Here is a 20110-nt window from a genome sequence, read left to right as displayed (position 1 = left end):
CGAACCGGTTGGTAACACAGAAGATAGCGGGGCAAAACGGCTTTTGGACGGTGAAGCTCAGGCGGCCACGCGAACGCTGTCGACGCGGCTCACCCCGGCGCCCGGCAGGCGGGAGGCCATCGACGCATCGCACTCGACAAGCTGAAAGGCCGTCGGGTCCGCGAAAAGCGCCCTCAACAGCCGGTTGGTGACGCCGTGGCCCGCACGCTGGCCGATATAGCGACCGAGGATCGGCGCCCCCGCAAGCGCCAGGTCGCCCAGGGCGTCGAGCATCTTGTGGCGCACGGGTTCGTCGCGGTGCCGCATTCCGCCTGGCGTCACGATGGCGTCGCCGTCGACCACGACGGCCGAGGTGACAGATCCGCCAACGATCAGGCCGCGATCGCGCATCGCGTCGATGTCGGACTTCCGGCAGAACGTCCGGCTGTCGGAAAGCTCGCGCACGAAGGCGCCGTTGGCCATGTTCAGGCTCTTGTGCTGCTGGCCGATGGCCGCATCGGCAAAGTCGATGCGGAAGTCGATGCTCATCCCGTCGGATGGAAGAAGAGTCGCCTCGGCATCGCCGTGGCGCACCGTGACCGGCTTCAGGACGCGGATCGCGCGGACCGGCGCGTCAAGCTTGCGGATGCCGCGCGACAGGATGCCGGCGACGAAGGGCGCGGCCGAACCATCGAGAAGCGGGACCTCGGGGCCGTCGATCTCGACAAGGGCGTTGTGAACGCCGCAACCGGCGAGGGCCGCCATCAGGTGTTCAATCGTCGAGACGCTGACGTCGTCGTCGTTCGAGATCCGCGTGTTGAGATCGGTGTTCGTCACGGCGTACCAGCGGGCCGGGATCATCGGATCCTTGCCGTCGACGTCCGTGCGGTGAAACCAGATCCCGTATTCGGCCGAAGCGGGGCGCACGGTGACGCGTGTCACCCGGCCCGTATGGAGCCCGGTTCCGGTGAATTGCACCGCTGATTTCAATGTCGTCTGCAAGGGTTGACCCCGATATGCTGGCGCCGGACCTGCCCTCCGGCTTCGGCATACAGCTAGGCGGCGCGCTCTTGTCACTCAACACAATCATTGCAACAGCATGAAACATGGCTGTTACAAATCGGCGATTTGCCGCCGTATTTTCAGTCAATCTCGTATATATATCTGATTACAAACGAAAAAGACCGGGCTTGACCCCGGCCTTTAACGTGATTCGAAACGTGACGTCAGGTGCTGCCTTCACCGTCTTCGTACGTGGTGTCTCCGGGTCCGCTGCCACCGTCGCCCGTCCCGTCATCATGCACGGTTCCGGTTCCGTCGCCCAGGCCCACGAAGTTCAGCTGCTCGGTAAAGCGCGGCATGTTGACGACGAGGTTCGAGATGTCGGTGTCTGTCATGCCGATGTCCATGATGGGGTCGTAGGTCGTGAACGTCTCGACAATAAAGGCCGAGGCCGCATCCGCCATGATCGGGATATGGGGCGAAAGCTTCGCGTCCACGTCGCCCTGCGTCATGTTCGGCTCGCCCGCCACACCACGCGACCAGACCAGAAAGTGCCTGTCGGCAGCCTGGTCGTAGCGGACGACCGTGACGCGCATCGACACCGGGTGCGAGGACCGCGAGAGCCAGGCGTAAACGTCGTTCAGACCGTCGAGGTAGTTCTGGTCGATCAGGTCCGTCTCACGGGAGAGAAGGTCGCTGATCGTGTAGGTGGCCTTGAGGTTGATGTTGCTTTCGCGAAGGCCCTCGAAGAAGACGTAGAGCGCCATGAAGGCCCAGACGAGCATCGGGAACATCAGGATCGCTTCGACCGAGAAGCTTCCCTTCTCGTCTCGAATGGCCCGGCGCGTGAACTTGTGAAACGGTGTCATGATGCTGACCTCAGGTGGGTTCGTTGACGAAGGCCGACGACGCGATGATCTGATAGCCGCCCGAGCTGTCGCGCGGCATGCTGCGGCCGACACCGATGCTCGGGAAGACCGGATCCACGATCGCGCAGACACGGATGAGCATCAGCTCGTTCTGAAGCCCGTTCCGGAAGCGCACGACGGGCTGAATGACCTGATCGCGCTTGATGCAGTCGATGGCGCTTGTCATCCCGGTCCAGGTTGTCATGTCGACCGGCTGAAGCTCGATCTTGGTGACATTCCGGCAGTTCGGGATCAGGCCGGCAAGCCGGCAGATGTCGTTCAGTACGACGTCGTAATTGAGGTTGGCGCCCGAGCTAAGGCGGATGTTGCGGACGACCATGTCGGTCGCGCGTTCCAGCATCACCGCCCGCGTGTTCATGATGGCCACTTCGTAGCCAGAGAGGAACACGCCCACGAAGAACGGGAAGACGATGACCAGTTCAACCGATGCGACGCCGTCCTCGCTGAGGCCGAGATGCCTCAGCGCGCGGCGGAATTTGAGGGCTAGCTGTCTCATTGTGTCAGCTTCAACTGGTTGATCTGGTTGGCGATCGACGAGAAGGCGTATTCGATGTCGAGCCCTTCCACGCGGTAGAAGTGCTGCGGCGTCGAGGCGCAGTCGCGCATGATTTCGGCGGACTCGTCGGTGACTTCGAAGCCGATCGTGAAGATCACGATGTTCTGCGCCTTGGCGGCCGAGCAGATCTGCGACAGACGACGGTCCTTGGTGTCGGTGGACGCATTGTTGCTGCGCGCCGGCACCGTGCGATAGGGGTCGTAGTAGTTGTCGTAGAAGTCGCTGTTGTTGCCTGTGAAGTGGTAATAGGCATAGGCGCGGCGCTGGAGCGTCATGTTCGCCCAGGCATCGAGCCAGGACAGGCGCGTCAGGGTGCCGGGGCTGTTGGTCCAGTTCTTGTCGGTGATGTTGTACCAGTCTTCGCGGTAGCGGCTGTCGCGGTCGCGGTCGCTCGGCTCTTCGCGCTCCCAGTAGATATCATTGCTGCTGTTGTTCTTGTAGTAAGGGCTGTTGCCCTCCTTGAAGCTGTCACGCAGGTAGAACTGGTCGGTGTTGATGCCGTCCGTCATCACGACGATGAACTTCAGCGAGTCCTGCCGTCCGTAAGGATGCGGGCGCACAGAGAAGGCGTTGTCGACGCGACCAGCAGCCGTGAAGTCGTTCAGGGCTCCATTGGTCGAGGGATCGAGGAGAGCGACGCCCCACTTGACCGCTACGTCGATCGAGGTGTTGCCCTCGGCCGTGAAGGACTCGATCTGGGTCCGCAGGGCAGCGGCGTCGTTGGACCACGGCGTGATCTGGGAAAAACTCTCGGTGCGGCACACGGGCATCGAGACGCTCATGCCGCTCTGATAGCTTCTCCAGGGATCGAAGTGGGCCGTCTGCGACAGCGAGATCGGTTCCATGATCGGTTCGCCCGCGTTGGTGTACCGCAGGTTGCCGTATTGGTCCCTCGCCTGGCGAGAGCGCTGGAGCGAGTTCTGGGCGAAGTCTTCCTGCGCGAAGTTCACGCAGTGCGAATAGTTGTGGTTGTGGTGCGTCGTCAGCGACGAGAACAGCAGCGGCCCGGCGTTCACCTGCGTCGAATACGGAACGAGCGACAGGGAAACTCGGTCGTCCTCGGCGCCTGCGAGGATGTTGTCGACGAAGTCCGTCGCGGCGTCCTGCATGTTCTCGAGCTTGTTGTTGTCGCCCATGGAGCCCGACACGTCGAGCACGAGGGAAACTTCGACATCCGACACCGATTCCTCGGCCTGCGACGTGGTCGCGAAGGGGAGCGTCTCGACCCCGACGAGCCTCATCAAAAGCGTCTGGTATCCGCCGCTTACGTCCACGGACACCTGGCGTCCGGTGATGACGGGCGCCGCACCGACCTCGAAGACGTCGATGTCGTCGTCAGTGACGGTGATGTTCACCTTGGCAAGGTAGTCCTTCACGACCTCCTTTGGATCGACCGTCTGGTTCAGGTTGGCCGCGGCCAGAACGGCGCGGTCCGTCGAGTTCTGAACGTGCGTGCGCTCGTTCTCGTAGATCATCAGATCCACGGCGATGCCGCCGAACAGGATCATGCAGAAGAAGATGAACAGCGAGAAAGCGATCAGCGAGCCATCCTCGTCACGCCGAAAGGTCCGGGCAAGATCGAGTGTTTCGCGAAAGGCGCTGCGAGGTGTCGTCGGCAGCATGTCTTTTCCCCTCAGGCAATAATTAACTGGTGTGACGAAATGCAGGTATTTGGCGGAACATCCGTGAGAACATTGGCGAAAATGCGGCGAGACTGACGCCCAAAATGTGAAGAGACGTCAGTATACGCTATCTAAACCATTGATATGGCTGAGGGTTTTGTTTACGGAAACACTGTGTTCCACGGCTCATTGACGCCGCCGTCCCTGCACGGAACCTGCGCGACTAGCTTCTGGCGCAAAGAAAAGGGCCGACTTTCGTCGACCCTGAGGGAGTGAACTGGTCCGGGCCGGTACGCCCGGAAGCGCGTCAGTTGGCCTGGCGCCGCAGGAAGGCCGGAATCTCGATCCGCTCCTGGTCGGGATCGTAGGGCTGCTCGTCGACCGCGCGGCTGACCGGAGGCTGATGACGCACGGGCTGCTCGGCGGGGGCATGGCCCGGCGCGGCACCGCCCGACATGCGGTTGATGAGGGTGTTGATGCCGAAGCGCGGACGCTCGGCCTCGATGGTGCGCTCGCGCGGTGCGGGTGACGACGGCGCGGTATAGCGCGCTCCGCCGGGGACCCGGTTCTGAAGCGACCCCGGCGCGCGCCCCGTGACCCGCTCGAGACGCGCCAGCGCCTCGGGGGATGGCGTGCCCGGCGTGCGGGCCTGCGGCTGAGGCTGGGGCGCGGGCTCGGCGTGGTATTCCTCGGCCTCGTGGCGATAGGCCGGGGGAGGCAGACCGTCGTCGCTCTGCGCAACATGCTGGCCGCGCTGTTCCATCTCCTCGAACAGGCTCGGCTCGGGCTCGCGGCGCGACGGCGCGCGGGCATAGACCTCTTCGGCCACAGCAGGTTCGGCAGGTGCCGGCGCGGCGGTGGCACGCTGGGGCGCACGCTCCTCGGTCCGGCGCTCGGTCCGATGCTCGGGCACGCGGGCCGAAATGTCGGCGTCGATGCCCGTGGCCACGACGCTGACGCGCATCCGGCCTTCCATGCTCTCGTCGAGGGTCGAGCCCACGATGATGTTGGCATCGGCGTCCACTTCCTCGCGGATGCGGTTCGCCGCTTCGTCCAGCTCGAACAGCGTAAGATCATGCGCGCCGGTGATGTTGATGAGAACGCCCTTCGCGCCCTTGAGGCTGATCTCGTCCAGCAGCGGGTTCGCGATCGCCTTCTCGGCGGCCTGGACCGCGCGGTCCTCGCCCTCGGCCTCTCCCGTGCCCATCATCGCCTTGCCCATCTCGTCCATCACCGCGCGGACGTCGGCGAAGTCGAGGTTGATGAGACCCGGACGGACCATCAGGTCGGTCACGCCCTTGACGCCCTGGTAGAGCACGTCGTCGGCCATCGAGAAGGCCTCGGTAAAGGTCGTCTTCTCGTTTGCCAGCCGGAACAGGTTCTGGTTCGGGATGATGATCAGCGTGTCGACCATCTTCTGGAGGGCTTCGACACCCTCCTCGGCCTGCTTCATCCGCTTGGCGCCCTCGAACTGGAAGGGCTTCGTCACGACGCCGACGGTCAGCACACCCAGCTCGCGCGCGGCCTGCGCGATGATGGGCGCGGCCCCCGTCCCGGTCCCGCCGCCCATGCCAGCGGTGATGAAGCACATGTGCGCGCCGGCCAGGTGGTCGACGATCTCCTCGATCGTCTCCTCGGCGGCGGCGGCGCCGACTGAGGGCCTGGCGCCTGCGCCTAGCCCTTCGGTCACCTTGACGCCCATCTGGATCTTGGTGGCGGCGTTCGATTGCTGAAGCGCCTGCGCATCGGTGTTCGCCACGACGAACTCGACGCCTTCTAGGCGCTTTTCGATCATGTTGTTCACGGCGTTGCCGCCAGCACCGCCCACTCCGAACACGGTAATGCGCGGCTTAAGCTCTTCGTGGGTGGGGATCGTCAAATTCAACGTCATGATGCTTCCGCCTGTCTATTCTTGTCGCGCCACCGGGCCGAGGCGCCGCCGTTTTTTCACGGTCATCAATCGACCGCCTGCTGGGTGGATGGACCTTACCGAAAGTCAGGTAAGCGGTCACCCCGATTCGAGCCGAAAACCACGAAATATGGCATTTTTTTGTCTCCTGCCCTCAGCATCTGGGGGTAACCTCAATATCCTGTGGTCAGTCACGGACTTACGCCCGTCTCTTCACGAAAGAGGCTCTGGGAGACATGCAAAATGCACATCCGGTGGTTGTTTCATCTAGTCGGAGGACACTGCTCGTGCCGCCCGCCGGTCTCATGCCGGAGTTGTGGATAAGTTTAGCAGATTCGAAATGGTCCGTCCCGTCAATTCGGGCCGATACGGCCCCTTGCGGCGGATTTCCACTCTCTCCTCTCAGACGGCCGGAGCCGTCGGGCAGGACAAGGTCTCCTCCGTGACCGCGACGACCTCCTGGATCTCGCCCGCGCCGAAGCGCGCCAGGCGGACGAACAGCCTTTCCCCCTTCCGGAACGGCCACCAGCACGCCGGTCCGTCCGTGTCGCCATCGTAATAGAAGCAAAGCTGACCGTTCGTCGTGGTGATGCGTCCATAGACACAGCGCCCGCTCTCGTCGCGCCAGACCGACAGCTCGCGGCTGAGATACTCCTCGACGCCCACGTCGACGCCGAATTCGTAGTTGCGGAACGTCAGCGTCTTGCCCTCAGCGAAATCGAGGAAAGCGTCCGGGCTCAGGTAGTCCTGCGCGACGGAGGGCGTCGTGGACAGACAGAGGGCAACCGCGAGGCTCCGCATCCTACCAGTTTTCCTTGAACCACTTCACCGCGCGTTTCAGCGACCGGGGCGCGCCCCGATCGGAGGGCATCTCGAAATCCCACCACTCGTCCTGCGGGTGCGCCGCAAACAGGGATAATCCGACCGACGACGCGAAGGCCGCGCCGGTCGCTGCCTGAGGCAGGCCGTGAACGCGCAGGGGACGGCCTACCCTGACCTGCTGGCCGAGGATCTTGGGCGCCAGCGTATCCAGCCCCGGGATCTGCGAAGCGCCGCCCGTCAGCACGATCTGCTGTGAGGGAAGATGCTCGAAGCCCGCGGCATCGAGGCGTCCGCGCACCTCCTCGAGGATTTCCTCGACACGGGGACGCATGATGCCGATCAGCTCGGCCCGGCTGACGGTGCGGCGGTCGTGCTCCCAGTCGCCGGTCTCGCCGCCGATCTCGATCATTTCGCGGTCGTCCATGCCGGTGGCGAGGACGCCGCCGTGGAAGGTCTTGATCCGCTCGGCGACGGCAAGCGAGACCTGGAGACCCTTCGAGATGTCGCTCGTCACATGCGCGCCGCCCAGACGCACGGTGTCGGCATAGATCATGTGCTTCTTGATGAAGATCGAGATGCCGGTCGTCCCGCCGCCCATGTCAATGCAGGCGGCACCCAGTTCCTGCTCGTCCTCGACCAGAGCCGCGATGCCCGAGACATACGCGGAGGACGCCACGCCGGCGAGTTCGAGGTCGCAGCGCTTGAGGCAGTAGATCAGGTTCTCGATCACCGCGCGGTCGACGGTCAGCATGTGCATGTCGCAGGACAGCCGCTGCCCGATCTGGTCCCGCGGATCGATCAGCCCCGTGCGGTGGTCGAGGGCAAAGTTCACCGGCTGCGCATGGAGGATCTCGCGGTCGGGGCCATAGTCCGGCACATCGCAGGCCTGAAGCACGCGCGCCACGTCATGTTCGCCCACGACGTTGCCTTCGACGCGCACGATCCCGGCGAGGCCATAGGACCGGGGTTGCCCGCCCGACAGGCAGGCGATGACATGGTCGACCCGCGTGTTGGCCATCTTCTGCGCCGCCTGCACCGCGGTGCGGATCGCGCGTTCGGTCTCCTGCACGGCGCAGGTCTCGCCCAGTTCGATCCCGCGCGACCGCGTGGTGGCGGCGCCGATCACGCGAAACTGCGTCTGCCCCGCCATGTGGCCGATGCCTTCTCCCTCGGGCACCCGGTCACGACCATCGAAGCGAAGCACGAGGCAGGCGATCTTGGATGTACCGACGTCCAGGATCGCGATCACACCCCGCTGGATCGCGGCGCGCCGCATCGCGCGCATGGAACGCTGGCTCTGGTACAGGTCGCTCATCTCGACTGCTCTCCGTCGGGGGTGAAATCGGTGTCGTACAAATCCTCGGCCGCGCCCTGCCCCAGCCGTATCGCGGGTCGGCGCGGGTTGCGGAAATCGACGGCCGCGATGTCGCGCGCGAACAGGTCCTGCGCCGCGTCGAGAGCGATGGCCTTCTGAAGCGCGGTCAGCGGGTCGACTTCCGGCAGAAGGATGCGCTGATCGCGGTCGAGGATGACGTCCCACCGTCGCGCGCCGACCCGCAGAAGGCCCCGCAACCGGCCCTCGAGCGGCTCCATCGCCGCGATCAGTTCCAGCGCCTCCGCCACGCCCTTGTCCGCGGCCGGGCCCGCCAGCAACGGCAGATCAGGCCGGTCCGCGCGCGCATCGAGCGTCGTGACCCTGTGCCCGGTCTCGTCGATAAGGGTCAGCCCCTCGGCGGTGCGCCAGATCGCGGCGGGCTGCCGCTCGGTCACGTCGATCTCGAGCACACCCCCGGTGCGGATGCGGACCGAGGCCTCGGCCACGGCGTCGAGCGTCCTGACGCGCCGGCGCAACTCGGACAGCTCCATGTCGAAAGACGACATCGGGAAGTCCATGGAGAGCACCGAGCGCACCTGCGCCGCGGTCTCATCGGACGCGTGCTCCACGGCCATCATGTGAACCATGAACTCGGGCCGCTCCTCCAACTGGCGCCGCAACTCTCCGACGCGGTCGAAGGCGGCGTCGACGCGCGCCGCGTCGGAGGCCCAGATCAGCGCCACCGTCGCCACGCAAAGGATCGGCAGCCCGTAGCGCAGAAAGCGCCGGAACCCCGGCCGCAGCATCAGGCGATTCATCCGGTAGGCGAGGCGCGACGGCGCCGGGTCGCGGCGGGTCTCGCGCGCTTCCGCCGCCGCCAGGCGCATGTCGCCCTTCACCGGCCGCATGAGGCGTCCCTGACCAGCCAGTCGCACAAGTCCGGGAACGAAATGCCGACATGGGCCGCCTGCTCGGGAACGAGCGACGTGGGGGTCATACCGGGCTGCGTATTGGTCTCAAGCGCCACGAGGCCTGCGAGCCCCTTGGCGTCGTCCCACCTGAAGTCGGTGCGGCTGACGCCCCGGCAACCCAGCACCCGATGCGCCGTCACGGCATGCGCAAGGCAGGCCTCGGTCACTTCGGCCGGGATGTTGGCGGGCAGTTCATGCCGCGACCCGCCGGGGGAGTACTTGGCATGATAGTCGTACCAGCCATCCGAGAGGATTTCCGTCACGCAGAACGCGCGGTCCTCCCTCACCGAAACGGTCAGCTCGCGACCTGCGACATAGGCCTCGACCATCAGGTGCTCGGGCATCTCGTCGGCGATAAGCGGCGGGCCGTTCGCGCTTTCCTGGACGATGTAGACGCCGACGGACGAGCCTTCGTTGTTCGGCTTGACCACGTAGGGCGGCGCCATGACGTGATGCGCCATGATCTCGGCCTTGCAGCGGATCAGGCTCTCGACGACCGGAATGCCCGCCTCGGCAAAGACCGCCTTGGTCCGCGTCTTGTCCATCGCCAGCGCCGAGGCCAGGACGCCCGAATGAGTGTAGGGGATGCGGAGCCATTCCAGGATGCCCTGGACGCAGCCGTCCTCGCCCCATCGCCCGTGCAGCGCGTTGAAGACCACATCGGGACGCGACGCGGACAGGCGCTCGGCGACATCGGCGCCCGCATCCAGTTCGCTTACCTCGTATCCCGCTTCCCTCAGCGCGGCGGCGCATTCGCGCCCCGATGACAGGGACACCTCGCGCTCGGCCGAGGGTCCGCCCATCAGTACCGTCACCTTGGGGGTCGTCCTGCTCGACATACCCGCCACTGCCCATATATGGGGCGTCTTCGCGCCCCGGTTATTCTGTCTCTGCCTCGGGAGCCGGTTCGCCGACCCTCATGATTTCCCACTCTAGCCTGATTCCGGAGTGTTGGAAAACCTTCTCGCGCACCTCCTCGCCCAGCCCCTCGAGATCGGCCGCCGTCGCCGTCCCGGTATTGATGAGGAAATTCGGATGCATCTCGGACATCTGCGCCCCACCGCGGGTCGCCCCGCGCAATCCCGCGTCGTCGATGACCTTCCAGGCCTTCAGTTCATGGCTGTCGCCCGCCTGACCCGTCGAGCTGAAGCCCGCCGGATTGCGGAAGGTCGAGCCGGCGGAGAGGTCCTTCGTCGGCTGCGTCTCGTCGCGCCGCGCCATCTGCGCCTCCATCTTCGCCGCAAGCTCGGCCGGATCGCCCGGATTTGCGCGGAAAGTCGCCGAGACGATCATCGCGCCCTCTGGCACCGTCGCCTGCCGGTAGCGGAAGTCGAGGTCCGAGGGCGTCAGCGTCACGCGGGCGCCGTCTCGCAGCACGGCCTTCGCCGAGACGAGTTGGTCCGCCACATAGGAGCCGTAGCATCCGGCGTTCATCCGCACCGCGCCACCGATCGAGCCGGGGATGGTGCGCAGGAAAGTCAGGTCGCGCCCCGCCTCCGCCGCAACCCGCGCGACCTGCGAATCCAGTGCCGCCGCCCCGGCGATGACGAGGTCGTCCTCGACCTCGACCTCGGCGAAGGCGCGGGACAGGCGGATCACCACCGCCCGCAAACCGCCGTCGCGCACGATCAGGTTCGAGCCGACGCCCATGGGAAAGACCGCGACGTCAGGTGGCAGCGCGCCAAGGAAGTCGGACAAATCCTCGACGTCGCGCGGCAGGTAAAGCCAGTCGGCCGGACCGCCGACCCGAAGCCAGGTCAGGCCCGAAAGGTCATAGTCCGGCGTCAGCCGTCCTCGTGTCGCGATATCGCCTATTTCACCCATTCCGGCCGGTCTAGCGTCCCGAAGGGGCCCGCGCCAGCCCGGATCGCCTCAGCGCAGCCGCTTGGACCGGAGGACCCACCGGAAGATCGCGCCGACGGGCCAGGCCACGAAGACAGCCCCCGCCGCAATCGGAGCGACTGCGATAAGCGCCGCCGCAAGATCGCCCTCGCCCCCTTGCCGGAGGAACATCATGTAGGCGATGCCCACGCCGAAGCCGGCCGACATCAGAAGGGCGGGAAACATCGACGGCACGAACAGCATCAGCGCCCAGGCCCCCATGACGACGAGGGTCACCGTCGTCGCCGTCACGACGGCTCGCCTTCGCCGCGCCGGAACAGCGCCGCGAGCCAGCGCAGGAAGAACCTGAGGGGCCAGCGCAGGACAGAGGCCGCCATGAGCAGCACAATCAGACCCGCGAAGACCCCGTCCACGACGAAGACCGCTACGAGGACGGGCAATCCGACCGCGATCAGCGCATAGGCCTGCGGCCAGTGACGGTGCTTCGACGGCACCATGCCGGTCAGGTTGGTCACCACCAGCCAAAGAAGTGCCAGGATCATCGGATGGCTCATGCCTCCCGCCGTAGTCGGGGAATTCGGCAGCAATGCGGCAGGCGTTTCATCTTGCTTCAAATACGCGTCCGGTGTCGCACGTCCGCGCCAGAACCTCAGAACAGCGAGAGTTGATCCCCGGCGCGAGGAGGCGGGCGGAACAGATCGGTGCGCAGGGGCGGCAGATCTCGCGCCAGCCCCAGACGTTTGGTCGCGATGGCGAAGCGATGCGCGAAAAGCTCGGCGAAGGGCCCCTCCCCCGTCATCCGCTTGCCCCACTCGGGGTCATAGTCCTGGCCGCCATGCAACTCACGCACCCGCCCCATGATCCGTTTCGCTCGATCGGGAAACTCTGCCTCGACCCACTCGCGGAACAGCGGCGACACCTCGCGCGGCAGCCGGAGCATGATCCAGCTCGCAGCGACCGCGCCGGCCTCGGCGCCCCGCGCGAGGATCGCTTCCGCCTCGTGATCGGTCAGCGCCGGCACGACCGGCGAGACCATGATCCGCACCGGGCAGCCGGCTGCCGTCAGCCGCTCGATGGTGCGCAACCGCCGCTCCGGCGCGGGCACACGCGGCTCCATCGCTCGGGAGACGACGGGGTCGAGCGTCGTCACGCTGATGCCGACCCGCGCAAGGCCCATGCGTCCCATCTCGCCCAGAATGTCCGCGTCGCGCTCGATCAGCGTGCCCTTCGTCACGACTGCGACAGGGTGACGGAAGGCGTGAAGCACCTCGAGAATCTGCCGCATGGCGCGATACTCGCGCTCGATCGGCTGGTAGGGGTCCGTGTTCGTGCCGATGGCGATCACGGCGGGACGATAGGTTTTAGCTCTCAGCTCTCTATCCAGCACCTCGGCCGCGCCGGGCCGCGCGACGAGCCGCGTCTCGAAATCGAGACCGGGCGACAGGCCGAGGTAGGCGTGCGAGGGCCGCGCGAAGCAATAGATGCAGCCATGCTCGCAGCCGCGATAGGGGTTGATCGAGCGGTCGAACCCGATATCGGGCGAGGTGTTGCGCGTGATGACCTTTCGCGGCCTCTCGACGCTGACCTCGGTCCGGAGCGGCGGCAGCTCCTCCTCCAGGTCCCAGCCGTCATGGAAGACGTTGCGATCCTCGGACTCGAACCGGCCCGGACGGTTCGAGCGCGCCGCGCGACCACGGGCGGCAGGGTCTGCGTTATGGGACGAGCGGGCCATGCCACGAGAATGGAACAAACAAAGAACATGCGCAAGTGCAACGGCTGTCGCGAAACCGCTTCCACGTCGCCGCCGCGACGTGTTCCGTCGCAATCCGGCGTTTCATTCCAAGGCGTTTAACCGTAAACCGGGATCGTCACCCTGTGGAGCCGACCCATGTCCGACGAAGACGATATCGTTCTCAGCGAGCTCGACGACGAAGAACTCGTCCAGCAGATGCACGACGACCTCTACGACGGCATGAGGCCCGAGATCGAGGAAGCGACTCACATCCTCCTCGACCGGGGTTGGGCGCCCTACCGCGTCCTGACCGAGGCGCTCGTCGGCGGCATGAAGATCGTGGGCGAGGACTTCCGGGACGGCATCCTCTTCGTGCCCGAGGTGCTTCTCGCCGCGAACTCGATGAAGGCCGGCATGGCGATCCTGAAGCCCCTTCTGGCCGAGACCGGCGCGCCGACCATCGGCAAGATGGTCATCGGAACGGTCAAGGGCGACATCCACGACATCGGCCAGAACCTCGTCACCATGATGATGGAAGGTGCCGGCTTCGAGGTGCTGAACATCGGCATCAACAACCCGGTCGACAAATACCTGGACGCGATGAAGGAATTCGACGCCGACATCCTCGGCATGTCGGCACTTCTGACCACGACGATGCCCTACATGAAGGTCGTCATCGACACGATGGTTCAGATGGGCATCCGCGACGACTACATCGTCCTCGTGGGAGGCGCCCCTCTGAACGAGGAATTCGGCAAGGCCATCGGCGCCGACGCCTATTGCCGCGACGCGGCCGTGGCGGTCGAGACGGCGAAGACGTTCATGGCGCGCAAGCACAACCAGATGTCCGCCTGAGGCGATGCGCTTCCGCGTCGAGACGCTGAAGCGGATTGCGGCAGGAGAGGTCACGCTGGCCTTCCGGCGCTGGCCGGTTTCGCGCGCGAAACCCGGCGGTCGGCAGAGGACCGGCGTGGGCGAGTTGCACATCGACGACGTGCGCGAGGTGTCGCCCTCCGATGTGACCGATGCCGAGGCGCGGAAGGCCGGATACGCCTCGACCGACGCGATGTTCGCCGAGCCTGTTTTCGACGGGGACGACCCGCTCTGGCGCATCGCTTTCACGCTGCACGAGGATCCTCGCGTCAAGCTTCGCAATAGTGTGCCGTCGCAAACCGAGATGGACGATATCCTCGCCGCGCTCGACGCCAAGGCGTCCCGCGCCGATTTCGACCCCTTCGCCTATCTCCGGCTAATCGGCGACCACCCGGCGACCCGTGCACCCGATCTCGCCGCCGGTCTCGGACTCGAGACGAAGGTGTTCAAGCGGCAGGTCCGTCAGCTCAAGGAAATGGGCCTGACCGAAAGCCTGAGGGTCGGCTACCGTCTTTCGCGGCGGGGCGAGGCCGTTCTGGCGGCGCGGTCCTGACCCCTTGCGGTTTCGCGGCCCGGCACGCATGTTTCCCCGATGACGACGCCCCCGCACCTCGATGACGACCGGCTGACGGAAAAGGGTCTCGCTCCGAAGGGCGCAGGCCGTATCCTCGTCATCGGCTGCGGGGCGCTGGCGCGCGAGATCCTCGCGATCCTCGACCGGAACGGGCTGTCGCATGTCGACCTCAGGTGCCTGCCGGCGATCCTGCACAATCACCCGGACCGCATCGTGCCCGCCGTCCGGACCGCAGTGGCCGAGGCGGATGGGTACGACCGCATCTTCCTCGCCTACGCCGACTGCGGGACGGGAGGACTTCTGGAGGCTGCGGCGGCCGAGCTGGGCGTCGAGATGCTGGCCGGACCACACTGCTATGCCTTCTATGAGGGCACGCCGGACTTCCTTGCCCGAGACGAGATCGACGCCTTCTACCTGACCGACTTCCTCGCCCGGCAATTCGACGCCTTCGTGTGGAAGCCCCTCGGACTCGACCGTCATCCCGAACTGCGCGAGGCCTATTTTGGGAATTACAGGACGCTGGTCTACGAAGCGCAGACGGACGATCCCGCCCTGACCGAACGCGCCCGCGACTGCGCCCGCCGACTGGGTCTGGCGTTCGAGCGCCGGTTCACCGGCTACGGTGAGCTGGCGACGGCGCTGGAGACCTTGGACCGGCAGTGACGACCGCGCCGCAAGCCTGGGGTTAACCGTGCGTAAACCATGTCAGGCGCATGAGGACGTGCCGCGCCTGATCCGGTCCCTTGCCCAGTGTCCCTCGTTCTCGCCCTTCTCCTCACCCTGGCCACCGCTGCACCTCTTGGCGCGGCCACGCTTCATCCGGCGTCGGGCGATCGGATCGAAATCGGGTCGGAGCCGCCGCTCGAGATATTTCCGGAGCTGGTGATGGGATGGGTCCTGAGTTACCATGCCCCGCCCGGAGACGCCCCGCTCGACATGCCGCGCGTCGCGGTCAAGCTGTCGGCTCTTGCGGCGCTTTCGCTCGGCGTCGCCCTGGTCCTGCCCCGCCGCCGGACGCCTTACGCCCCGCGTGCCGTCGCCGCCGTCTGGCGGATCCTCTGGATCATCGCGCGCAAGCCGTTCGACCGCTGCGCCGAGAGATGGGCGTCGAGACCGAGGCGCTTGAATTCCGCTCCGGCATCTACGTCGAGCACTTCCGCCACCGTCAGCCCGTCGTAAAGCGCGACCAGAATGGCTATCAGCCCGCGCACGATCATCGCATCGCTTTCGCCCCGGAAGGTGAAGACCGCGCCGGGCCCTTCGCCCTCGATCCGCGGCACGAGCCAGACCTGGCTGGCGCAGCCGTCGACCTTGGTTGCGGGCACCTTCAGCGCGTCCTCGAGCGGTGCCATCGCCTTGCCCATGTCGATGACGTGGCGATAGCGATCCTCCCAGTCGTCGAGGAACTCAAAGGTTTCGGCGATCTCTTCGAAAGCGTCCTGTGCCATACGACCCGGATAGGCCCGGCAGGAACGAAGGTCCAGACGCTTTCCTTGCCCCTCCGAAGAAGCTAACAGGAGTCGCAAGCGAAGGGGGGCCGAGATGACGCCACGCACATTGATCCTGACCACCGCTGCCGCCCTGACGCTTTCGGGCTGCGGCCTTGGCGAAAGCCGGCTGAACCCGTTCAACTGGTTCGGGGGCGGAGGCGGAGGCGCTAGCGACGGCGGCACCGCGATGTCGGTCCCGGCCCGGCGGGAGGATCCCCGTCCTCCGGTCGCCGAGATCACCGACATATCGCTCGAACGCGCGACCGGCGGAGCGATCCTGCGCGTCACGGGCCTCACGACCGAGCAGGGCTGGTACGACGCCGCCCTCGTCCCAGCCACGAGGGAAACGGCATTCGATGGCACGCTCGACTTCGTCCTGCGCGCCTCGCCGCCGCCCGCACCCACCCGCGCCTCGACGCGCTGGTCGCGCGAGGTGACCGTGGCGCTCTACCTGACCGACAGCGCGCTTGCCGGTCTGTCGGCCGTTCGCGTGGCGGGGGCCCGGAACGTCCGGACCATCCGGCCCTGACGCCTCGCCTCGTCACCCTGAGGGGCCAGCTCGTCGCACTTGCGATCGGTCTGGTCGGAGGCCTCGCCGCCTATCGCATCGGGATGCCCCTGCCCTTCATGCTGGGAGCGATGGTCTTCGTCACTATCGCCGCGATGATCCGCGTGCCGGTCGAGGCGCCGGCCACCCTGCGCAAGATCATGGTCCCGATCCTGGGCGTCATGCTGGGGTCGGGTTTTCATCCCGGCCTCTTCGATCATGTGAACGACTGGCTCCTGACCTTCGCCGTGCTGCCGTTCTTCGTCGGCACCGCCTTTGCAGGGGCTTTCGCGTTCTACCGCTTCGTCGGCAAGTACGACATGGTGACGGCCTATTTCGCCTCGGCGCCTGGCGGGCTGAACGACATGATGATCCTAGGGGGCGAAGCCGGGGGCGACGAGCGCCGCATCGCCCTTGCCCACGCCAGCCGCATCTTCATCGTGGTGACGGGCGTCGTGTTCTTCTACGCCTTCGTGCTCGACGTCCGCACGACGGGATCGTCTCGGCCTTACCTCGGATTCTCGGCGGTCAGCCTCAGGGACCTCGGGATCCTCCTCGCCTGCGCCGTCGTGGGCGCGACGCTTGCGCCCAGACTGCGGCTGCCCGCCCCGCAGATCCTCGGCCCCATGATCCTTTCGGCACTCGTCCACCTCACGGGCTTCTCCCAGACGCCGCCGCCGACGCCAGCCGTCAACGCCGCGCAACTCGTCATCGGAACGGTGGTGGGCTGCCGGTTCGCCGGCGCCGCCCTGCGCGAGGTGGTCCACGACCTGGCCCTCGCACTTGGCGCGTCGACGGCGATGCTGTCGGTGGCGCTGGTGTCGGCCTTCGCGATCCAGGCTTTGACGAACACCGAGGCCGACGCCGCCTTCCTCGCCTTCTCGCCCGGCGGTCTGCCCGAGATGAGCCTGCTAGCTCTCTCGCTCGATGCCGACGTGGCCTATGTCGCGACCATGCACATCATTCGCATCACCATCGTGATCGCAATGGCGCCGATCGTCTTCCGACTGTTCGGCAAGCGCTGATCAGACCTCGAAAACGACGACCGACTGACCCTGCGCGCGAAGCGCAAGCTTGCCGTCGCAGAGCCGCAGCGCATCCTCGCCGAAAGCCTCGCGCCGCCACCCCTTGAGGGCGGCCGCATCGCGCAGGCCTGCCGCGATCTCGTCGAGGTCCGACGACGTGGCGATCAGCTTCTGCGCCACGCCCAGTTCCTCGGACTTGGCTTTCAGAAGCACCCGCAGAAGATCGGCGAGAGCCGGATTCACCTGAAGCGCGTCGCGCGACCGGTCGGGCTTCGGCTGATCCTCGGGGGGCACGTTCAGCCCGGTCTCGACAGCGGCGAGAATGCCGTCCGCGATTTCCCCTTTCCGGGCATCGCGCAGGAGAAGGCGCGAGCGGCTGAGGTCGTTGTGCGTCTTGGGCTTCGTGGAAGCGATCTCGAGCAGGGCGTCGTCCTTCATCACCCGGCTGCGCGGCACGTTGCGCGACTGGGCATAGGTCTCGCGAAAGCGCGCAAGCTCGCGCACGACGGCAAGGAACTTGCCCGAATTGGTCCGCGTCTTGATCCGCAGCCAGGCCTCGTCGGGATGAATGACATAGGTCGAGGGCTCGGTGAGCGTCGCAAGCTCCTCCTCCACCCAGGGAAGGCGGCCCGACTTCTCCAGCTCGGCTTCCAGGAATTCATAGATCACGCGCAGGTGCGTCACGTCGGCGAGGGCGTATTTCTCCTGAGCCTCGGTCAGCGGGCGACGGGACCAGTCGGTGAAGCGCGACGACTTGTCGAGGTTCGCCTTGGCGATCTTGCGCACCAGCGTCTCGTAGCCGACCTGCTCACCGAAACCGGCGACCATCGCCGCGACCTGCGTGTCGAAGAGAGGCTTCGGGATCACGCCGCCTTCGACATAGAAGATCTCGACGTCCTGCCTTGCGGCGTGAAACACCTTCACCACCGCCTCGTTCCGGAAGAGGTCGTAGAGCGGATCGAGAGACAGGCCCTTGGCCAGCGGATCGACCAGCACCGCGTCCTCCTCGGCCTCGCCCGGGATGGCGAGTTGCAAAAGGCACAGCTTGGAGTAGTAGGTCCGTTCCCTGAGAAATTCGGTATCGACGGTCACATAAGGCGCGTCGGCGGCCCGGGCGCAGAAGGCGGCCAGGCCCTCGGTCGACGTGATCTTGATCATACAGCGCCTTTCAATCGCAACGTCCGGATGTATTAGGCGCTTCTCCCCCCTCGAGCAAGTAAAGCGGCGACCGGTTGCCCTCCGCGAAACGCCTCAGGACGCGGGGGTAGAGTTGGTGCTCTGCCGTCAACACGCGGGCGGCAAGCTGGTCCGCATCGTCGCCCGGCAGGACGGGCACGCGCGCCTGCCCCAGGATCGGTCCCTGGTCCAGATCGGACGTCACCTCGTGGACGGTGCAGCCCGCCTCGGCGTCGCCCGCCGCCAGCGCACGGTCATGGGTGTGGAGCCCGGGATACTTCGGAAGAAGCGAGGGATGGATGTTCAGCATCCTGCCCGCCCAGGCCTCGGTAAAGGCCGGCGTCAGGATGCGCATGAACCCGGCAAGGCAGAGGATGTCGGGCAGCGCCTCGGCCAGCCGATCGTTCAGAGCGGCTTCGAAGGCCGCGCGGTCACGGCCGAAGGGCCGATGGTCTACGACGTCGGCGTCGATCCCCCGCGCCTCGGCCTTGGCGATGCCGCCTGCCTCCGCCACGTTCGACAGGACGAGGACGGGACGGGCCGGATGGTCGCCCGTCATGCTGTCGGCGAGCGCCACCATGTTCGAGCCGCCGCCCGAAATCAGGATGGCGACGCGCTTCACCCGAGGCTGCCGGTGTAGTCGACGCCCCTGCCCGCCACGACCTGGCCCAGAACCTCGACCCGCTCGCCCGCTTTCTGGAACAGCGCGATCAGGTCGGGCGCGCGGTCCTTGTCCACCACGACGACCATGCCGATGCCGCAGTTGAAGGTCTTGAGAAGCTCCGGCGTCGAGATGCCGCCGGTCTCGGCCAGCCAGCGGAACACGGGCGGCAGGCTCCAAGCTCCAAGGTCGATGGAGGCGCCGAGACCTTCGGGCAGGACGCGCGGCAGGTTCTCGGTCAGACCGCCGCCGGTGATATGTGCCAGCGCGTGGACGCCGCCCAGACGGATCGCTTCGAGCGCGGGCCGGACATAGAGCCGCGTCGGCGCGAGAAGCGCCTGCCCGAGCGTGCCCTCGCCCCAGGGGCAGTCTGCGTCCCAGGATAGGCCGGAGACTTCGACGATCTTCCGGACCAGCGAGTATCCGTTGGAATGGACGCCGTTCGACGCGAGCCCGAGAAGGAAATCACCCTCCTCGACACCTTCAGGCAAACTCTGCCCGCGCTCCATCGCGCCGACGGCGAAGCCCGCGAGGTCGAAATCCTCGCCCGAATACATCCCCGGCATCTCGGCCGTTTCGCCCCCGATCAGCGCACAGCCCGCGCGCTCGCAGCCGGTGGCGATCCCTTCGATGACCGCAGCGGCGTGGTCGACGACCAGCTTTCCGGTTGCGAAATAGTCGAGGAAGAAAAGCGGCTCGGCCCCCTGGCACACGAGGTCGTTCACGCACATGGCGACGAGGTCGATGCCAACGCCCGAGACCTCGCCCGTCTCGATCGCGATCTTGAGCTTGGTGCCCACGCCGTCCGTCGCGGCGACGAGGACGGGGTCGCTGTAGCCGGCCGCCTTCAAGTCGAAGAGCGCGCCGAACCCTCCGAGCCCCGACATGGTGCCGGGGCGGGCGGTCCGTTTCGCCGCGGGCTTGATCCGCTCGACAAGGGCGTTGCCCGCGTCGATGTCGACGCCCGCTTCGGAATAGGTCAGGCCGGTCTTGGCGGCATCGTTCGTCATGGGCACCCTCCGTGTCGCGCCCGCGGACCTAGCGGAAGCGCGAACCGAAGTCCACGAGGCACGGCATGGCTTTGC

At 66.1% G+C, this 20110-nt stretch carries 22 protein-coding genes; 5 read left to right on the top strand and 17 right to left on the bottom strand.

Features of this window, described 5'->3' with window-relative positions; genetic code table 11:
* Nucleotides 1-57: 57 nt before the first annotated feature.
* From lpxC to EF888_RS08895, 13 genes are all read right to left on the bottom strand, one after another.
* Nucleotides 58-981, bottom strand: a complete 924-nt coding sequence (gene lpxC, locus EF888_RS08955) for a UDP-3-O-acyl-N-acetylglucosamine deacetylase (RefSeq protein WP_109758673.1) — start codon at nt 979-981, stop codon at nt 58-60.
* Between the two features lie 224 nt (nt 982-1205).
* The gene (locus EF888_RS08950; RefSeq protein ID WP_109758672.1) at nt 1206-1850 is read right to left on the bottom strand and encodes a TadE/TadG family type IV pilus assembly protein; all 645 of its coding nucleotides are present in this window, start codon (nt 1848-1850) and stop codon (nt 1206-1208) included.
* Nucleotides 1851-1860: 10 nt separating this feature from the next.
* Nucleotides 1861-2406 carry a TadE/TadG family type IV pilus assembly protein gene (locus tag EF888_RS08945; RefSeq protein WP_109758671.1) on the bottom strand — a complete coding sequence of 182 codons (546 nt, stop codon included), beginning with the start codon at nt 2404-2406 and terminating at the stop codon, nt 1861-1863.
* Nucleotides 2403-4088: a TadE/TadG family type IV pilus assembly protein gene (locus EF888_RS08940; RefSeq protein ID WP_109758670.1), complete on the bottom strand. Its 1686-nt coding sequence runs from the start codon at nt 4086-4088 to the stop codon at nt 2403-2405. The genes EF888_RS08945 and EF888_RS08940 overlap by 4 nt, the downstream gene beginning before the upstream one ends.
* Before the next feature lie 307 nt (nt 4089-4395).
* Entirely contained in the window at nt 4396-5979 is a 1584-nt protein-coding gene (ftsZ, locus tag EF888_RS08935) for a cell division protein FtsZ (protein WP_109758669.1), read from the bottom strand.
* Between the two features lie 420 nt (nt 5980-6399).
* The gene (locus EF888_RS08930) at nt 6400-6798 is read right to left on the bottom strand and encodes a hypothetical protein (protein ID WP_109758668.1); all 399 of its coding nucleotides are present in this window, start codon (nt 6796-6798) and stop codon (nt 6400-6402) included.
* 1 nt (nt 6799) lies between these two features.
* Nucleotides 6800-8134, bottom strand: coding sequence for a cell division protein FtsA (ftsA, locus tag EF888_RS08925; RefSeq protein WP_109758667.1), 1335 nt, complete (start codon nt 8132-8134; stop codon nt 6800-6802).
* Nucleotides 8131-9042, bottom strand: a complete 912-nt coding sequence (locus EF888_RS08920) for a cell division protein FtsQ/DivIB (RefSeq protein WP_109758666.1) — start codon at nt 9040-9042, stop codon at nt 8131-8133. The genes ftsA and EF888_RS08920 overlap by 4 nt, the downstream gene beginning before the upstream one ends.
* Complete coding sequence (locus tag EF888_RS08915) at nt 9030-9953, bottom strand: D-alanine--D-alanine ligase (protein ID WP_109758665.1); 924 nt, start codon at nt 9951-9953, stop codon at nt 9030-9032. Before EF888_RS08915 ends, EF888_RS08920 begins: the two co-directional genes overlap by 13 nt.
* Nucleotides 9954-9984: 31 nt before the next feature.
* The gene (murB, locus tag EF888_RS08910; protein WP_109758664.1) at nt 9985-10929 is read right to left on the bottom strand and encodes a UDP-N-acetylmuramate dehydrogenase; all 945 of its coding nucleotides are present in this window, start codon (nt 10927-10929) and stop codon (nt 9985-9987) included.
* Nucleotides 10930-10977: 48 nt separating this feature from the next.
* The gene (locus EF888_RS08905) at nt 10978-11238 is read right to left on the bottom strand and encodes a hypothetical protein (RefSeq protein ID WP_109758663.1); all 261 of its coding nucleotides are present in this window, start codon (nt 11236-11238) and stop codon (nt 10978-10980) included.
* A complete protein-coding gene (locus EF888_RS08900; protein ID WP_109758662.1) occupies nt 11235-11501 on the bottom strand; it encodes a DUF2484 family protein in 267 nt (88 codons plus the stop codon). The genes EF888_RS08905 and EF888_RS08900 overlap by 4 nt, the downstream gene beginning before the upstream one ends.
* Before the next feature lie 95 nt (nt 11502-11596).
* On the bottom strand, nt 11597-12679 hold the full coding sequence (locus tag EF888_RS08895) for a PA0069 family radical SAM protein (RefSeq protein ID WP_109758661.1): 1083 nt from the start codon (nt 12677-12679) through the stop codon (nt 11597-11599).
* A 156-nt stretch (nt 12680-12835) separates the two neighbouring features.
* Here EF888_RS08895 and EF888_RS08890 point away from each other — a divergent pair, with 156 nt between their 5' ends.
* Genes EF888_RS08890 through EF888_RS08880 form a run of 3 tightly spaced genes read left to right on the top strand, consistent with a single transcriptional unit; the run spans nt 12836 to nt 14789 of the window.
* On the top strand, nt 12836-13534 hold the full coding sequence (locus EF888_RS08890; protein ID WP_109758660.1) for a corrinoid protein: 699 nt from the start codon (nt 12836-12838) through the stop codon (nt 13532-13534).
* Between the two features lie 4 nt (nt 13535-13538).
* Complete coding sequence (locus EF888_RS08885) at nt 13539-14105, top strand: ASCH domain-containing protein (RefSeq protein ID WP_109758659.1); 567 nt, start codon at nt 13539-13541, stop codon at nt 14103-14105.
* Between the two features lie 39 nt (nt 14106-14144).
* Nucleotides 14145-14789, top strand: coding sequence for a DUF1638 domain-containing protein (locus tag EF888_RS08880; RefSeq protein ID WP_109758658.1), 645 nt, complete (start codon nt 14145-14147; stop codon nt 14787-14789).
* 356 nt (nt 14790-15145) lie between these two features.
* On the opposite strand, the gene EF888_RS08875 is transcribed toward EF888_RS08880, so the two are convergent.
* Entirely contained in the window at nt 15146-15574 is a 429-nt protein-coding gene (locus tag EF888_RS08875) for a SufE family protein (RefSeq protein WP_109758657.1), read from the bottom strand.
* 94 nt (nt 15575-15668) lie between these two features.
* On the opposite strand from EF888_RS08875, the gene EF888_RS08870 reads away from it, so the two are divergent.
* Together EF888_RS08870 and EF888_RS08865 are read left to right on the top strand one after the other, a co-directional pair.
* Entirely contained in the window at nt 15669-16145 is a 477-nt protein-coding gene (locus tag EF888_RS08870) for a hypothetical protein (RefSeq protein WP_109758656.1), read from the top strand.
* 83 nt (nt 16146-16228) lie between these two features.
* Complete coding sequence (locus EF888_RS08865) at nt 16229-17188, top strand: AbrB family transcriptional regulator (protein ID WP_241239856.1); 960 nt, start codon at nt 16229-16231, stop codon at nt 17186-17188.
* Here the strand turns inward: EF888_RS08865 and rnd are convergent, their stop codons facing one another.
* Genes rnd through purM form a run of 3 tightly spaced genes read right to left on the bottom strand, consistent with a single transcriptional unit; the run spans nt 17189 to nt 20035 of the window.
* Complete coding sequence (rnd, locus tag EF888_RS08860) at nt 17189-18346, bottom strand: ribonuclease D (protein WP_109758654.1); 1158 nt, start codon at nt 18344-18346, stop codon at nt 17189-17191. It lies immediately after the preceding gene.
* A gap of 10 nt (nt 18347-18356) precedes the next feature.
* On the bottom strand, nt 18357-18986 hold the full coding sequence (gene purN, locus EF888_RS08855) for a phosphoribosylglycinamide formyltransferase (protein ID WP_109758653.1): 630 nt from the start codon (nt 18984-18986) through the stop codon (nt 18357-18359).
* The gene (purM, locus tag EF888_RS08850; protein ID WP_109758652.1) at nt 18983-20035 is read right to left on the bottom strand and encodes a phosphoribosylformylglycinamidine cyclo-ligase; all 1053 of its coding nucleotides are present in this window, start codon (nt 20033-20035) and stop codon (nt 18983-18985) included. Before purM ends, purN begins: the two co-directional genes overlap by 4 nt.
* Nucleotides 20036-20110: the final 75 nt, after the last annotated feature.

This window comes from Silicimonas algicola, from assembly GCF_003970735.1.
Lineage (GTDB): Bacteria > Pseudomonadota > Alphaproteobacteria > Rhodobacterales > Rhodobacteraceae > Silicimonas > Silicimonas algicola.
The sequence above is the reverse complement of the archived record's forward strand: the minus strand, read 5'-3'. Positions and strand labels throughout refer to the sequence as shown.